At 62.9% G+C, this 15,480-nt stretch carries 13 protein-coding genes; 7 read left to right on the top strand and 6 right to left on the bottom strand.

Features of this window, described 5'->3' with window-relative positions; genetic code table 11:
• Window positions 1–7: 7 nt before the first annotated feature.
• The 6 genes from pdxA (at window position 8) to CUJ89_RS37860 (ending at window position 5,797) form a co-directional block, all read left to right on the top strand.
• The gene (gene pdxA, locus CUJ89_RS38670) at window positions 8–1,033 is read left to right on the top strand and encodes a 4-hydroxythreonine-4-phosphate dehydrogenase PdxA (protein ID WP_236654978.1); all 1,026 of its coding nucleotides are present in this window, start codon (window positions 8–10) and stop codon (window positions 1,031–1,033) included.
• 113 nt (window positions 1,034–1,146) lie between these two features.
• Window positions 1,147–2,571, top strand: coding sequence for a sodium:solute symporter family protein (locus CUJ89_RS27790; RefSeq protein ID WP_114180521.1), 1,425 nt, complete (start codon window positions 1,147–1,149; stop codon window positions 2,569–2,571).
• 25 nt (window positions 2,572–2,596) lie between these two features.
• A complete protein-coding gene (locus CUJ89_RS27785; protein ID WP_114180520.1) occupies window positions 2,597–3,784 on the top strand; it encodes a sialidase family protein in 1,188 nt (395 codons plus the stop codon).
• Window positions 3,785–3,888: 104 nt separating this feature from the next.
• Window positions 3,889–4,692, top strand: a complete 804-nt coding sequence (locus tag CUJ89_RS27780; protein WP_114180519.1) for a DeoR/GlpR family DNA-binding transcription regulator — start codon at window positions 3,889–3,891, stop codon at window positions 4,690–4,692.
• A gap of 14 nt (window positions 4,693–4,706) precedes the next feature.
• Complete coding sequence (locus CUJ89_RS27775) at window positions 4,707–5,411, top strand: SDR family NAD(P)-dependent oxidoreductase (RefSeq protein ID WP_114180518.1); 705 nt, start codon at window positions 4,707–4,709, stop codon at window positions 5,409–5,411.
• 92 nt (window positions 5,412–5,503) lie between these two features.
• Window positions 5,504–5,797 carry a hypothetical protein gene (locus CUJ89_RS37860; RefSeq protein WP_152036671.1) on the top strand — a complete coding sequence of 98 codons (294 nt, stop codon included), beginning with the start codon at window positions 5,504–5,506 and terminating at the stop codon, window positions 5,795–5,797.
• A 47-nt stretch (window positions 5,798–5,844) separates the two neighbouring features.
• On the opposite strand, the gene CUJ89_RS38975 is transcribed toward CUJ89_RS37860, so the two are convergent.
• The gene (locus CUJ89_RS38975) at window positions 5,845–6,015 is read right to left on the bottom strand and encodes a hypothetical protein (RefSeq protein ID WP_161556565.1); all 171 of its coding nucleotides are present in this window, start codon (window positions 6,013–6,015) and stop codon (window positions 5,845–5,847) included.
• Window positions 6,016–6,210: 195 nt separating this feature from the next.
• Between CUJ89_RS38975 and CUJ89_RS27765 the strand changes: the two genes are divergently transcribed.
• Window positions 6,211–7,761: a phospholipase D family protein gene (locus CUJ89_RS27765; RefSeq protein WP_114180516.1), complete on the top strand. Its 1,551-nt coding sequence runs from the start codon at window positions 6,211–6,213 to the stop codon at window positions 7,759–7,761.
• Window positions 7,762–7,984: 223 nt separating this feature from the next.
• Here the strand turns inward: CUJ89_RS27765 and CUJ89_RS27760 are convergent, their stop codons facing one another.
• The 5 genes from CUJ89_RS27760 to CUJ89_RS27735 all read right to left on the bottom strand — a co-directional run bounded on the left by CUJ89_RS27760 (window position 7,985) and on the right by CUJ89_RS27735 (window position 15,478).
• Window positions 7,985–9,727, bottom strand: a complete 1,743-nt coding sequence (locus CUJ89_RS27760) for a DUF3300 domain-containing protein (RefSeq protein WP_114180515.1) — start codon at window positions 9,725–9,727, stop codon at window positions 7,985–7,987.
• A 367-nt stretch (window positions 9,728–10,094) separates the two neighbouring features.
• A complete protein-coding gene (locus CUJ89_RS27755; protein ID WP_114180514.1) occupies window positions 10,095–11,927 on the bottom strand; it encodes a protease pro-enzyme activation domain-containing protein in 1,833 nt (610 codons plus the stop codon).
• 715 nt (window positions 11,928–12,642) lie between these two features.
• Window positions 12,643–13,101 (bottom strand): hypothetical protein, encoded by a 459-nt coding sequence (locus tag CUJ89_RS27745; RefSeq protein WP_236654975.1) that lies wholly within the window; start codon window positions 13,099–13,101, stop codon window positions 12,643–12,645.
• A 152-nt stretch (window positions 13,102–13,253) separates the two neighbouring features.
• Window positions 13,254–13,946, bottom strand: coding sequence for a response regulator (locus CUJ89_RS27740; protein WP_114180512.1), 693 nt, complete (start codon window positions 13,944–13,946; stop codon window positions 13,254–13,256).
• Window positions 13,947–14,047: 101 nt separating this feature from the next.
• The gene (locus CUJ89_RS27735) at window positions 14,048–15,478 is read right to left on the bottom strand and encodes an efflux transporter outer membrane subunit (protein WP_114180511.1); all 1,431 of its coding nucleotides are present in this window, start codon (window positions 15,476–15,478) and stop codon (window positions 14,048–14,050) included.
• Window positions 15,479–15,480 lie beyond the last annotated feature (2 nt).

Genomic DNA, 15,480 nt, shown 5'->3' with positions numbered 1-15,480 from the left:
TCCAGCTATGAACAACCGTCCCATTATCGGCATCACCATGGGCGATGCAGCCGGTGTCGGTCCGGAAATCATCATGAAGAGCCTGGCTCACGCCTCGGTGTACGAGCAATGCCGCCCGGTAGTCATCGGTGACGCCGCTCGCTTGCGTGATGCCGGCCGTCGAGCCGGCGTAAGTCTGGACGTGCGGGCAATCAATGAGCCGTCTGAGGGCCAGTTCAAACACGGCGTTGTCGATTGCATCGACATGAAGCTGATTCCGGCGGACCTCCCGTATGGAAAACTTTCGTCTGTAGCGGGCGACGCCGCGTATCAGTACATCGCCCGTACGGTCGAGTTGACCACCAAAGGCGAACTCGACGCCATCTGCACGGCGCCGCTGAACAAGGAAGCTCTGCACGCTGGCGGCCACATTTTCCCTGGACATACTGAAATGCTCGCTCACCTGACGGGCATCGAAGAAGTGTCAATGATGCTTGTCGCGCCCAATCTACGAGTCATTCACGTGACGACGCACATCGGTCTGCTTGACGCGATTCGCAAAATTGAACCGGGCCTTGTCCAACGCACGATTGAGCGCGCTCATGAAACGCTCGTACGTGCCGGCATCTCGAATCCGTGCATCGGCGTTTGCGGCATCAATCCTCACGCAGGCGAGAACGGTCTCTTCGGGTACGGAGAGGAAGAGGAAAAAATTATCCCGGCAGTGAAGGTACTCCAGGAGCGCGGCTGGGATGTGGAAGGTCCTCTTCCTGCCGACACCTTGTTCTTCCGCGCCGGCCGGGGCGACTTCGATGTGGTGGTTGCGATGTACCACGACCAGGGACACGGACCGGTCAAGGTCATGGGCCTGGAAGCAGGCGTGAACGTCACCGTTGGCTTGCCCGTCATCCGCACTTCGGTGGACCACGGCACCGCGTTTGACATTGCTGGGACGGGTATCGCTGACGAACGCAGCATGCTGGAGGCGTTCAAGCAGGCTCTTGAACTGGCTACCCGACGCACCGAGCAATCACCGGCGACCAGCGACATGTGAACGTTTGGCGAAAGACACGCAAGGACAAAGCACCGAGCGACACCGGCAGGAACATGCCGGGTGGCTCAATGCAACCTGACGCGCATCAACCGAAGGCTATTTGGAGACAAGCTATGACCACCTTCAGTTACTGGGATACCGCCATCATCATTGGCATGGTCGTCGCCTATATTTTAGTTACTAGCCTGCTCAGCATTCGTCTGCGCAGCAAGAATACCGGCGAGTTCATGGTGGCGGGGCGCTCGATGCCTGCGGTGGTCGTCGCCATCCTGCTGATGTCGGAGTTCATCGGTGCGAAATCGACGGTTGGAACGTCGCAGGAAGCGTTTTCAGCGGGTATGGCTGCGTCTTGGTCAGTCGTTTCGGCGTCAATCGGCTTCCTTTTCTTTGGCCTTTTCATGGCCAAGCGCCTGTATTCATCGGGCGAGTTCACAATCTCCGGTTTTATCGCGAAGAGGTATGGCAAAGGCGCAAAGCTGGTCGTTTCAGCCATCATGATTTATGCACTCTTCCTTGTGAATGTGGGCAACTATGTCAGCGGTGCCGCAGCAATCTCCACTGTCATGCACATCGACCTGACCACGGCTGCAATCATCACGGCAGTTGTCAGTACCATCTACTTCGTCTGGGGCGGCCTGAAGAGCGTCGCCTATCTGACGATTATTCATAGTGCCGTCAAGATTTTTGGTATCGGGATTCTGGTGGCTGTGGCCTGGAACCTCTCCGGCGGCATCAAGCCGATGGTGCAAAGCATGCCCGCGCACTACTTCACGTGGTCCGGCTCGCTGTCGGGCGGTACGATTGGTGCATGGATTATTGGTACGGCCGGCGCGATTTTCTCGACGCAGTTTATTATTCAAGCCATTTCCGCGACCAAGAGTCCTGAAGGCGCGCGCGCTTCTTCGTTGATGGCAGCATTCCTGTGTTTGCCCATCGCACTGGCGCTCGGCTTCCTTGGCGTGACCGCCAAGTATCTGTACCCGAACATCAAGAGCCTGTATGCGCTGCCGGTGTTCCTCCAGCACATGAACCCCGTCCTGGCAGGCATCGTCACGACCTCGCTTGTAGCGTCAATCTTCGTGAGCGTCTGCACGGTCGCACTCGCAATCGCCTCGCTGATTGTGAAGGATTTCTATGTGCCGCGATTCAACCCCTCCCCGGAACTTGAGTTCCGTATGACGCGCTGGATTTCCTTGGCGGTCGGTTTCCTCCCGCTGGTCTTCGTCCTGTTCGCTCCGAAAATTCTCGCGCTGTCGTTCTTCACCCGTGCACTTCGCCTGTCTGTGTCGGTTGTTGCGCTGATTGGTATCTACATGCCGTTCTTCAGTGGCAAGCGTGCCGCAATCTGGGGCCTGGTGCTCGCCACGCTCGCTACGACGGCTTGGTACCTGCTTGGCAACCCGTTCGGCATCGACAACATGTATGTCGCACTTGTCACGCCGGCAATCGTCCTGGTCTTGAGCAAGCTCCTGTTCCACGGTGCATCAGAAGATTCAGACATCCAGAACAAGCGTCTCACGCATCGTGAATCGCACTGACCGCAAAGAACATCGGATATACATCATGAACTCGAGCAGGATTGAGAATGCCAACACGGCCCAGGACAATTGCGTCCGCACGGCCTACGCCGACGCAGAACGAAAGGAAGCTTTCCTCCCGACTTCTTGCGTCCAGAACCACGCCGCGAATCTGCATAGCCTCGACAACGGCGACTTGCTGTGCGTGTGGTTCGGCGGCACGCAGGAAGGTATCCCGGACGTATCGATTTACATGTCGCGTTTGGCAGCGGGGACTGAGGAATGGTCGGCGCCCCTGAAGCTCTCGGATGACCCGACGCGCTCTGAACAGAACCCCGTGCTCTTTTCGGCACCCGACGGTCGCCTGTGGCTAATCTATACAGCGCAGTTGTCCGGGCATCAAAACACCGCAATTGTCCGCCGTCGAGTCTCGACGGACGGCGGTTACACGTGGGGTCCGGTCGAAACGCTGTTCGATAGTCCGGGAACCTTCGTCCGGCAACCGATTATCTTTCTCGAAAGTGGCACCTGGATTTGTCCCGTCTTCCAGTGCCGCACGGAACCGGGCGAACGCTGGGTCGGCAACAACGACGTCAGTGCGGTCATGGCGTCCGATGACCAAGGTGCGTCGTGGACGCTGCATGAGGTCCCGGAGAGCGTCGGATGCGTTCACATGAACGTCCATGTTCTGCAGGATGGCTCACTCTTGGCGCTCTACCGCAGCCGCTGGGCCGACTTCGTGTACTCGAGCCGCTCGACGGACGGCCGAAAATGGAGCACTCCGCAGCCCACCGAGGTTCCGAACAACAACTCGTCTGTTCAATTCACGGTGTTGAACAACGGTCATCTTGCGCTCGTTTTCAACGAAAGCGACGCATCGCACAGCAAGGAGCGTCGGGCTTCTCTGTATGACGACATCGAGGATTCGGAGGACAGCGGTGAGTTGCGTGACCAGAAGGCCTCCGAGCGCGGAACCGCATTCTGGGGCGCGCCTCGCGCACCGATGTCTCTTGCAATTTCCGAAGACGGTGGCAAAACATGGCGGCGTCGGCGCAATCTGGAAATCGGAGACGGTTATTGCATGACGAACAACTCCGCTGACCAGCGCAATCGCGAATACTCCTACCCGTCCATCGTGCAATCAAAAGACGGCGCGCTGCACATCGCATTCACGTGGTTCCGCCAGAAGATTAAGTACGTATGCATCGACGAATCGTGGGTTCGCGGTCGATGAGCCTTTCCGGCGCAAATCGACAGTCGCCAGGGGGAGCGGATAAACTTGGTGGTCAGGCCGCGCGAACGCAAGCGCGAACTCGAATCGACCAAGAATACACGCACATGAAAGTGACCAAGCGCCGGGAGGCGATGCTGCAGGCAGTGTTGGGTGGGATGACGGACGTTGCGACGCTATGCGAGCACTTTGGTATGTCGGAAGCAACTGTCCGTCGCGATTTGCGCGCTCTTGCAAGCGACAACCGTATTCTTCGCACGTACGGCGGTGCTGCTGCGGTCGGCTCCCACGAGCGTGAGCCGTCGCTCGAAGAGCGCCGAGTCAGTTCTCAGGTGCAGAAGGAAGCGATTGCACAAGCGGCAAGCACGTTCGTCGAAGATGGCGACACGGTGTTCCTGGACGGTGGGACAACGACGGCGGCCCTTGCCCGACTGCTGTCCGGCCGGACCACGGTGCATGTCGTGACTAACAATCTCTTGGTGGTAGGTCCACTTGTCGCATCGGGAGTGAACGTGACGGTTATTGGAGGCGAGGTTCGGTCGACGAGCATGAGCACGCTTGGGCCGCTGGCGCAACTTGCACTAAGCCGTCTTAGTGTCGACAAGGCGTTCTTCGGCGCTGACGGCGTGGTCGCTGAACTCGGTTTGTGCGAGGCAAGTAGCGAGCAGTCGTATTTGAAGGAATGCGTGATGCGACAGGCGGCCCATCTATTTGTCCTGGTCACTGCCGACAAGCTTGGACGCGCAAGTCAGCAACACTGGACTCCATTGGAACGCAGCTGGACGCTAATTACTGACGATGCGGCGCAGCATGAGCAACTCGAACCATTCCACGCCCTAGAGCGCATCACCGTTCGCGCAGTCACTGTCAAACCTGCAACCTCAACTGACGGGTCTTTGCCGGTCCAATAGCAGCGGGAGCCATCGTGGATACATCGGAGCAGTCTAGCGCCGCATTGCGTCATGCAGTAGTGACCGGCGCCTCCTCGGGCATCGGCCGGGCAATCGTTGAGCGTCTGCTGTCTGACGGTTGGCGGGTAACTGGACTCTGCCGGTCGCAGGTTGCCGAGACCAACGATGCTTTGAGAATCGTCCCGGTCGACATCACAGACTTCGACGCGCTCGCGTCTGTCTGCGATGAACTCGGTCCGGTGGACGGGTTGGTGCATGCAGCGGGGTTTATGCGCACGGCACAGCTTGGTCACCTGTCAACCGACGATGCGGCGGGGATGTGGCGCCTGCACGTCGAGTCTGCGATGTTTCTCGCCGACCGGTTGATTGCCAGGATGCCAGACGGTGCGCGGATTGTATTAGTCGGTAGTCGAACTGCAAACGGCGCTGCTGGACGTAGCCAATATGCCGCGACCAAGTCGGCTTTGATTGGCCTGGCCAGGTCTTGGGCGGCAGAATTGGCGCCGCGTGGCATCACCGTGAACGTGGTGGCCCCAGGCGCCACGGACACCCCGTTTCTTCGCGATCCTGGGCGTGCCGCAACGCCGCCGAAACTACCGCCGATTGGACGCTTCATCGCTCCTGAAGAGGTGGCGGCGCTCACGACTTTCTTATTGAGCGAAAGCGCAGGCGCAATCACCGGACAACAAGTCGTTATGTGCGGCGGCGCTTCTCTTTAAGTTTTCCCGCAGGTCCTTGACGACGTAAAAGAACTTTCGAATCTTATCTGGCCCTTTGCGCGAGGTCGGAGGCATTCTCACGAGATCTCGCCATGAAAATCGTTGAAATCCGAGAGACCAATGAGCTGATAGATGCGCCCGGACTGCGTCTGGCCTCGCAAGGTGAGACGGTCGAACGTAACGACCTCGGAACTGACGCGACCCGTGAAATCTCGCTCGTCGGCGCCGACGAAATGCCGGGTTCCGCCATCATTCTCCAGCATGCTCCACTGGAGGAGCGAAACGCCTGGTTCGTCATTCACCGGGACGATTTTCCAGATAGGAATGATCCTCTCCTGTTCTCCGTCGAACTACCGACATGGGGGCGTGGTCCCCGGCACCGATAGCTCATCAGCATCGAACTGGAGTTCATGTTATTCGGAATCGCGCCACGTTAACGGCACGCATGCAGAAAACCCGTGATGGCTTCATGCATCGCGGGTTTTTCTTTGTGTGGATGCGCGCCCGCATCGATCTCCACCCTGAACATTTCCGCAAGCGTTTCTGCCGCGAGCGACAGCGGAATCCGATTCGCCTGCTGCACATAGGACTCAACGGCGAGCATGCCGGCCGGGCATGTCGCATCACCGCCATCGGGAAAATACGGAGAGGGTGCCGTGCCGATGGCAATCGAAGTATGCTGTGGCGCGGCACGGCCGGTGCGCGATGCCTGTCGGGCGCTCGGGCCGCCGACGAGCCCCGTGATCCATCCGGTGGCCAGAATAAACAGACAGACTTCGCCGGGAGTGGGGCGGCCATCATGATCATGCTGCGTTCGTGGGGTGCGATTCTTTCGTTGCTGGCGCTCGTTGCATGCGCCAGCCTTCCGCCGCAGGCCGATCGCGCGCCGACGCATGCGTTCACCGACACGGAAAACACGCGGCTGGGCGCTGCGTTCCGCCAGCAGGCCGGCACGCATCCGGGGCAGGACGCGTTTCATCTGCTGACCGATCCAGTCGACGCGCTGGATGCGCGCGTGCTGCTTGCCGATCGCGCAGACCGGTCGCTGGATCTTCAGTACTACATCTGGCACGACGACCTGACCGGGCATGAACTGGCCGACGCGATCATTCGTGCGGCCGATCGTGGCGTCCGCGTCCGCGCGCTGCTCGACGATCTCGGCACGAACGCGGACGATCGCAAGCTGCTCGAGATCAGTTCGCATCCGAACATCGAGATCCGGCTCTTCAATCCGGTTGCCACGCGCCGGTTCAAGAAGATCGGCACGGTGTTCGAGTTCTCGCGCATCAATCGGCGCATGCACAACAAGGCGATGATCGCGGACAACCAGGCGGCGATCGTCGGTGGCCGCAACATCGGCGACGAATACTTCGGCGCGTCGTCGATGCTGGAGTTCGGCGATCTCGATGTCGTCGTCCACGGTCCGGTCGTGAAGAACATCTCGACGGAATTCGATACGTTCTGGAATTCCCCGTATGCGTATCCGATCAGCGCGCTGGTCGGGCACGATGCGGCGCCGGGCGGGCTGGACCGCGAACGCGAACGGTTGCGCGACTACCTGAGGGCCATGGAGGACAATCCGTACGTGCTCGAAGCCCGGCAACGGCTCGACCGGATCGTTCATGGGCAGGGCACGGAATTGTCGTGGGGGCATGCGACGGTGCTGTACGACGATCCGTCGAAGATCGCGCACGCGCCGAAGGACAGCGACGGGCACCTGATGCCACAGCTGCGGGCGCTCGTATTGCAGCCCGAACATGACCTCTTGATCGTGTCGCCGTATTTCGTGCCGGGCAAGGACGTCGTCGAGCGGCTGCGCACACTCACGGCGCGCGGCGTGCGCGTGACGGTCCTGACCAACTCGCTCGCGTCGACCGACGTGGCGGCCGTGCATGCCGGCTACCGGCGCTACCGAAGCGCGCTCGTGGCGGCCGGTGTGCGGCTTTACGAACGGCGGCCATCGGGCGACAAGAGCATTTCGAAGCAGGTCATCATCGGGTCGTCGCGCGCGTCGCTGCATGCGAAGACCTACGTGTTCGACCACAAGAGCATTTTCATCGGGTCGATGAATCTCGATCCGCGCTCGCTGAACCTCAATACGGAGATCGGCGTTTACTGCGAGAGTCCGGCGATTGCGTCCCAGGTTGCCAACGATCTGGAATCGCGACTCGACCGGATCGCGTGGCGTGTCGAGCCGAGGACCGATCCGGCGGGGAAAGGGCGGCTCAAGTGGGTTCAGACCGATGCGGACGGGAAAGTCACCGAACTCGATCACGAACCGGAAGTTTCGGCTGCGCGGCGGATGGAAGTCTGGTTTCTCGGGTTGTTTCCGATCGAATCGCAACTGTGAGCGACGATGCGGCGTGCGACGCTCAGCACTGCGTGCGGCCGTGCTTCTCGATGACGGCCGCGAACTGCATCGTTGCTGCCTCGATCGTCGCGTCGCCCAGCCCGGAATACCCCAGCACGAAGCCGTTGTACCGGCGGCCGTCGCGCTTGCCGGTGCAGCCGAAAGCGCACCGGCACTCGATGCGAGGCCGATCAGGAGGCGCCTGAATCTGCCGCTGGCCGTTTCACTCCGGGCGATGCTCGCGCGACTCGTGCGGCGGATGCGATTGAGCAGGGTGTGGATGCGGCGCGGGCGCGTGCTCGGGCGCCGGTTGCCGCGGCGGCGCCGCCGCGTGTTCCTGCTGCGGCGCTTCGTTGCGTTGCTGCATCTCCTTGTGTTGTTGCTGCGCTTCCGCGTGTTGTTGCGCCTCCGCGCGTTGCTGCTGCTGAGCCTCGTTGTGTTGTTGCGCCTCCGCGCGTTGCTGCTGCTGAGCCTCGTTATGTTGTTGCGCTTCCACGCGTTGCTGCTGCTGAGCCTCGTTGTGTTGTTGCGCCTCCGCACGTTGCTGCTGCTGGGCCTCGTTGCGTTGCCGTGCCTCCGCACGTTGCTGCTGTTGTGCCGCGTTGCGTTGCTGCATCTCTTCGCGTTGCTGCTGCTGCGCGGCCGAATGGTTTTCCTGCGCGGCGCGTTCCTGCTGCATTGCCTGCTGCCGCTCCTCGTGCATCGCGCCGGGCGGATGCTGCGCCGGTGCTTCGGCATGCGGCGCGTTCGCGCGGTTCTGCGCGAAGCCTTCCGGCGCCGGCCGGACGCCGGGGCGCGTGTCGTTCGCTGCGAAGTGCGGCATCGTCATCGGCGCGGCGCCCGGGCGTTGCTGCATGGCCTGCCCGCGCATCGGCTCCGCACCCGGCGGCATCGCGTTGCGTTCGATCGTCGTATTGTTGGTGACGTTGCCGCCGTAGTTGTTCGTGATTCGCGTGTTATGGATATTGGTGATGTTGTTGATCACGGTGGTCGACTTCGACACGTACGTGGTGTGGTTGTACACCACGGCCGGGCGTTGCCAGCCGCCGTTCCAGCGCGGGCCGTCCGGATGCGGCGCGCCCCAGTTCATGCCCCATGCATGCCAGCCCCAGTCGTGGTGCCCGAAGATCGCGGCACCGACGGCGATGCCGACGCCGAACGTGATCACGCCGGCCGTAACGACTTCGCCGGTGCTGTATGCGGGCGGCCGATACACGTAGCCAGGGTAGGACGACACCGGCTCGCCGTAGACGACAGTCGGGTTGTACGACGGGACGTAGACAACGTCGGGCTGCGCGGATTCGATCTCGATCGCCTGCGCGGGCGGCGGCACGATCGCCGGCCCGGCGTAGACCACGGGCGCGTCGTTGGTCGGCGTATAGCCGGTCGGCGCGGCCTGCGCGACTTGCGTGACCCGCATCTGGCCTCCCGAGCGGAGATGGCCGGACGTCTGCGCGCGCTGGCGCATCACCTGGATCGCGTTCATCACGTCGGTCGGATCGTTGTAGTACGCCTGGCCGAGCGACGTGGCCCAGGCCGGGTTCGATGCCATTTGCGACAGCACCGCAGGGAACGCGGTCAACCCCTTGACGGACGGATCCCACGGTTGCGTATCGGCGGCAGTCGCGAGTGCCGGTCCCTTCAACGACGGATTCTGCGTAACCCAGGTATTGGCGGCCGTCACCTGGTCCGGATACGTTGCACCCGCAAGCACCAGTGCGACGAGCTTGTCGGGGAACAGCGCGATCGGCGAGACCATCTGGTAGAGCTGGTCGGCAGTCGGCGGCGTGTAGGCGACGGGTGTCGATGCGGGCTGCGCCGCGGAGGCTGCGCTCGCGTCGATGGCCGGCGCTGCGGCGCTGCTGTCGTTGTTCTTGTTGCAGGCCGACAGGCCGAGCAGCGACACGATGATGGACGACGCGATCAGCGTTCTGACGGGGCGGCAGTGTGCACGTGTGTTGTTCATGTAGTTCGCTCGGTGTTGTGGCGGCGTTGGCAGGCACGCGGGCCGCAAGGTCGTGTTCGCATGGGCGTTGTCCCGCGACGAATCGATATATTCTGTTAAACGCACGACACGCGCGGAAGGTGTCGGGGTGTTATGTAACAGTGTGTGTGCCTTGCAGTCCGTAAGCAGGCGGGCGCCGGCCGGGTAAGCGACATGAAAGTTGCTTGCGCAACGATTGAAAGGTGAATGGGCGCGTCGCCCGCCGGATGCTGCTCCGCGAGATGCCGCTGAATGCAGAAAACCCGCGATGGCTTTGCAGCCTTCGCGGGTTCTTTTACGCGGATGCATGCGGTTCCGGGCGCCCGGAACCGCGCCGATCATCGTTCCATCAGCGCGCGAAATCCGATGTGCTCTGGATGAACGCGTTCAGCTTCGAGATGTTCACGCTGCCGAAGCCCGTCGTCGCGTCCCAGCCGGCCTTGGCCTTGTAACCATAGGTGCCGCTGCCGTTGTTGCCGGACGTGACGTCGTGCAGCAGCGCTGCGTTGGCCGGGAAGTACTTGTAGATGCTCGACGCAGGGAACCCGAGCGCATTGTTGTTCGCCGACTGCAGCCGCGCCCAGATGCCCGTGAAGATCGGCGCAGCGAGGCTCGTGCCGCCTTCGTTGTTCAGATAGCCCGAGCCCCACAGCGTGTCGGACGTCTGGCCGTTCACGACGAGGATCGCGCCGGTGCGCAGGTCGGCATCGAAGCCGACGTCCGGCAGCGCGCGCTTGGTCGACCCGGTGAGGCTCGACGATTGCCACGACGGCGCGGCCTCGTACTTGCTGTACCCGCCGCCCGTCGACCACACGGTGCCCGGCTGCCAGCTCGGATCGTTCCAGACGATCTCGCTGTTGTACGCATTGGTCGACGTATTGGTGAACAGCGTCGTGCCGCCCACCGAGATCACGTACGGCGACGTTGCCGGCTCGCTCACCGTGTAGGTCGAGCGGGACGGCGTGCCGCTCGCGCATTCGTACGCACCGTGGTCGCCGGCGGATACGGAGAAGGTCTGCCCCTGCGCGACCGCCTGCTTGAAGATGGTGTCGTCGGTTGCCTGCGAGCCGGTGCTGTTCGCGGACGATTCGCACACGCCGAGCGACACGTTGATCACCTTCGCGAGGTTGTCGGTCACCACCTTGTTGTACGCGGCCGTGATCGCGGTCAGCGTCATCGACGGCGCGGCGTAGAACACGACCTGCTTCACGCTGCCGCCGGCCGAGCCGACGATCGACTGGCTGTCGAGGTTCCATTCGACGGTGCCGGATGTGTCGGTGTACGAACTGCCGGCAGGGCCTGTCTGCACGATGGTGCTGCTGATCGTGCCGAGGCCGTTGTTCGCGGCGAAGGTATTGAGGTCGCTCACCGTTTGCGACAGGTCGCCTTCGGAGATGATGCCGACGGTGGTTTGCGAGGCCGTCGGTGTACCGTCGCCGCCGTAGATCGACGAAAATTCGGTCGGGTTGTGCGGCACCGCCGAAGCGCCGGCCGGGATCGTCAGGTTGCTGGTGTTGCCTTGCGGCTTGCTGCCCGCGCCCGTATGCATCAGCTCGACGTTCTGCAGGCCCAGCACCGCGCCCACGATGCCGCCGATCGCGTTCGGAACTTGCGCGGCGTCGGTATTCGCATAGACGCTGCGGCCGTTGCGCGTGAAGCGCTTGAGCGTCGTGCGGAACGCGGACTTGATGGTCGCCGCGGTGCCGGACGCGGATACCAGCAGGCGGTTCGGCGCGACCACGATATTCACGAAGCCTTCTTTGCGCAGGTGCGCGACGACGGACGCGACCTGCTGGTCGGTTGGCGCATATTGCGCCGCGAACTGCGCCGGCGTGAGGAACTGCCGGTAGTGCGGCGAGCCGGGCGTATGCAGGTCGCGCAGGTACTGGTCGAGTTGCGCGTCGTTGCGCAGGTTCAGCCCGAGCACGATGTCCACCGACTCGCCGGGCGCCATTTCGATTGCCGCGGCTGCAGCGGCGGCCGTGCTCGCGGCAGGCGCGCCGGCAGCGCCGCTTTCACTCTGCTGCACGAGCGGCAGGAAGCCCTTGGTGCGCGTTTCCGTCCAGCCGGCTGCCGGTGCGGCGTGGGCGGTCGCCATGCCGAACGAAGCGGCCGCGGCGGCTGCGCATGCGAGCTTGACGATGCGAATGTGCTTTTGTTTCTTGTCTGCAACCTGATTCATTTGAATTACCCCTCCGGTTGAACATCGAACGGCACGAACAACAACGGTCGACAGCGGTGCGGGTCGTGCACCGCCGTTTTCTGTCGCACGCGTGCGGATGGCACGGACGCGACAGGGCCTTTCGCCCGATCCGGAAAGGTGGTTTTGCTCCGGGGGCGAAATACGGAAAACGCGGTAACGGGAGGGCTGCGCCGCGCTGCGGGGCAGCCGCGCCGGACATGACGCGGGCGGGATTGCTAGAGCAACAGCTTCGTTATCCTGCTCATTTGATTCGATCCTTCGGCCCGCTGCCGGATGGCAGCCGTCCAATGAGATGCATCGGGATGTTGCATGCGCCGGCGCGCAAACGACACAGCCGGCGGCGAGCACTTCGGTGCGGCGGAAGCGAAAAAACGTAGTGCGGAATCGATTGCGTGGTTTGCAATTCGTCAGATTGCTTGCATCGGACGGTATCAAGAACGAAAGCGGAGTGTCAAACTTTTTTTGATTATATGAAACAAAATTAAATCGAATAAGGCGCAATGTTTTTGAAAAGATCGGCAGTATTTTGTAATTTTCAAAACTGCCACCGCAGGTAATGCCGGAGGCGATTCGCCGATCATTTCTGATTTGTCCTGTAATGAGCGATCGTTATCGAGGAAACGCTCGAATTGCCGACGCGTGCCGGGGATGTCGAATTCGAGAACGGCTTGCCGGCTGCACGCACCGTTGCATGTCACGACGGTTGCTTCGGTCGCAGATCGAATGTCAGCGCGTGCGGTTGTTCGGCGACCTGAAGGTCGTCGACGAGCCGGAACAGCTCGTCGACACGGTGAAGCAGGGCTTCGCGCGACGATGCATCTGCTTCGGTGGCGAGCCCCTTGATCTCTTCGAGCCGGGTTTCGAGTTCCGCGAGCGGGGCGAGCAAATCGCTGCTACCGCTGGCGGCAGCGGCTGTCGCATTGAACGAAGTCGTGTGTTTCAGTTGAACGGTCATGGCATTGAAGTCTTCGATGAATCGCGACATGTCGGTCGGGCAGTCGTCGCGGGAAACCGCGTGCGCCGAAGGATCGCCGGCGACGCTGCGGCCGGCGCTTTCCGCCACTGAGTCGAGCGACCCGAGCGTGCGGCGAATCAGCCTGAACAGGTCGAACGCGGCCGCCAGCAGGCCGAGGAACAGCGTCGTCGCGAGCACGAGGTACGTGGGGATCGTTGCGTCGAGCGGCAACGCAAACGGCTCACGCAATGCGTCGATGAAGAATGCAACGGTGCAGGCAATCAGCATGACGACGATCGTGCTCAGGCCGATCGCCTGCCCGATTTGCCGGCCCGGCCTTGCCGGCACGCTCATTGCGCGCCCCGCAGCCGGTAGCCGACGCCGCGCATCACTTCGGGCATGCCCGGCGCGCCGGCCTGTTCGAGCTTCTTGCGCAGCCTGCTGATGTGGCTGTCGACCGTGCGCTCCAGCGCACTCACGTCGGCCATGCACGCGTCAAGCAGTTCGCCGCGCGTGAAGACGCGGCTCGGCGATCTCGCCATGTGCGCGAGCAGCCGGAATTCCGTCAGCGTCAGCGTAATCGGCACCTCGGCGGATTCCGTTCGCACGCGGGCCAGATAGCTGTCGGTGTCGATCTCCAGGCCGCCGACGCGAAGCATGCGCGCGGTCGGCGGCGTGCCCGACCGGTGCAGGATCGCGCGAAGCCGCGCGACGACTTCGGCCGGGTTGAACGGCTTGACGATGTAGTCGTCCGCGCCGGAGTGCAGTGCCTGCAGCCGGTCGAGGTCGCGGTCGAACGCGGTGACGACGACGACGGGTGTATTGCCGCGCCGCCGAAGCTCGGCGAGGACGTCCCAGCCGTTCTTTAGAGGCATCTTCACGTCGAGCAGGATCAGGTCGGGCTTCAGGTGCGGTTGCACGTCGAGCACCGCTTGCCCGTCGGCCACGCGGTAGGTGCGAAAGCCGTCATGCGTCAGATACGCGTCGAGGATGTCCGAGATGTCGGGCTCGTCTTCTGCAATCAGTATCAGGGAATTCGTCATGGAGTTTGCCGTGCGATGTCGAACAATCGGGGCAGCCCGTTGCCGGGCTGAATCGTGCTGTTCCGTCCCGCTGCTGCGCGGGACGGAACAGCGCCCTTCGTTCAGTTCTGCACCATGCTCTTCGACGGCGCGACGTCCGTTTCCGTCAGGCCGCCGCCGAGCGCCTTGTACAGCGCGACGGCATTGCCGAGCTCGCTGCGACGCAGGTCGAGCAGCGCCTGCCGTGCCGAGTAGAGCTGCCGTTGCGAATCCAGCAACTCCAGCCGTCCCTCGACGCCCGCGCGATAGCGCAGGTTCGACAGGTCGGTGCGGCGTTCGGCCGAGCCGACCACGCGCGTCTGCGCTTCGATCTGGCGGCTGAAGGTTTCGCGCCCGGCGAGGCCGTCGGCCACTTCGCGGAACGCGGTCTGGATCGAGCGTTCGTATTCGACGACCGCGCTGGACTTGCGCACTTCCGCGAGACGCAGTTCGGACCGCAGCCGGCCGCCCTGGAAGATCGGCACTGTGACCTGCGGCGCGAAGCTCCACACGCGCTGGCCGCCGTCGAACAGGCTGCCCATCGCAGGGCTGAGGAAACCGATCGACGACGTCAGCGACAGGCGCGGAAAGAACGCGGCGCGCGCGGCACCGATGTCCGCATTCGCGGCGACGAGGTTCTGTTCGGCCTGCTGGATATCCGGCCGACGGAACAGCAGCTCGGACGGCAGGCCGGCCGGCAGTTGCGTCATCACCGGCTGACGCTCCAGCGGCAGCGCATCGGGCAGGTCCTTCGGCGGCTCGGTGCCGAGCAGCAGGCGCAGCGCGTTGCGCGCCTGCTCGACGGCACGCGTGCGCGCTTCCAGATCGGCGGTGGCGCTCGCGACCTGGCCTTCGGCCTGCGCGATGTCGACGCCGCTCGCCTGATGCGCTTCCTTGAGGCGGCGCGCGAGATCGAGCGACTGCTGCCAGTCGCCGAGCGTGCGCTCGGACAGCTGGCGCTGCTCCTGCGCGAGGCGTTCCGCGAAATAAGCGTCCGCCACCGCGCCGACGAGCGAGATCTGCACCGCGCGGCGGCCATGATCGGTCGCGAGGTAGCGCGCGAATGCCGCATCCGACTGCGACTTCACGCGGCCGAACAGGTCGATCTCGAACGCGCTGATGCCGACGTTCACGCCGTACTGGTTCTGCGTTGTTTCGAACAGCGGTGGGTTCGACTGTGGGTCGGCCGCCGTGCGCTGGCGCGTGAAGCTCGCGCCGGCGCCGATGGACGGCAGGTGCGCGGCGCGCTGGATGCCGTACTGCGCTTCGGCGGCATCGACATTCAGCGCCGCCAGGCGCAGGTCGCGGTTGTTGTCGAGCGCGATCTCGATCAGGCGCTGCAGGCGGCGGTCGCCGAACATCGTGCGCCAGCCGAGATCGGCCGCGTTCGCGTGCTGGTCGGCGGCAGCGGCGGCCGTGTAGGCCGTCGGCACCGGCATGGCGGGCCTGACCAGCGTCGGCGCCAGCGAGCAGGCCGACAGGGCAAGGACGAGGGGAAGAATAAGCAATCGCATGG

Origin of the sequence: Burkholderia pyrrocinia, assembly GCF_003330765.1 — a bacterium.
GTDB lineage: Bacteria > Pseudomonadota > Gammaproteobacteria > Burkholderiales > Burkholderiaceae > Burkholderia > Burkholderia pyrrocinia_B.
This window is presented reverse-complemented; position numbering and strand designations above follow the sequence as displayed.

Bases quoted from the DNA above. Each gene is read 5' to 3' on its own strand.
- pdxA (WP_236654978.1), top strand. From the start codon at position 8: ATGAACAACCGTCCCATTATCGGCATCACCATGGGCGATGCAGCCGGT.
- CUJ89_RS27790 (WP_114180521.1), top strand. From the start codon at position 1,147: ATGACCACCTTCAGTTACTGGGATACCGCCATCATCATTGGCATGGTC.
- CUJ89_RS27785 (WP_114180520.1), top strand. From the start codon at position 2,597: ATGAACTCGAGCAGGATTGAGAATGCCAACACGGCCCAGGACAATTGC.
- CUJ89_RS27780 (WP_114180519.1), top strand. From the start codon at position 3,889: ATGAAAGTGACCAAGCGCCGGGAGGCGATGCTGCAGGCAGTGTTGGGT.
- CUJ89_RS37860 (WP_152036671.1), top strand. From the start codon at position 5,504: ATGAAAATCGTTGAAATCCGAGAGACCAATGAGCTGATAGATGCGCCC.
- CUJ89_RS38975 (WP_161556565.1), bottom strand. From the start codon at position 6,015: ATGCTCGCCGTTGAGTCCTATGTGCAGCAGGCGAATCGGATTCCGCTG.
- CUJ89_RS27765 (WP_114180516.1), top strand. From the start codon at position 6,211: ATGATCATGCTGCGTTCGTGGGGTGCGATTCTTTCGTTGCTGGCGCTC.
- CUJ89_RS27760 (WP_114180515.1), bottom strand. From the start codon at position 9,727: ATGAACAACACACGTGCACACTGCCGCCCCGTCAGAACGCTGATCGCG.
- CUJ89_RS27755 (WP_114180514.1), bottom strand. From the start codon at position 11,927: ATGAATCAGGTTGCAGACAAGAAACAAAAGCACATTCGCATCGTCAAG.
- CUJ89_RS27740 (WP_114180512.1), bottom strand. From the start codon at position 13,946: ATGACGAATTCCCTGATACTGATTGCAGAAGACGAGCCCGACATCTCG.
- CUJ89_RS27735 (WP_114180511.1), bottom strand. From the start codon at position 15,478: ATGCGATTGCTTATTCTTCCCCTCGTCCTTGCCCTGTCGGCCTGCTCG.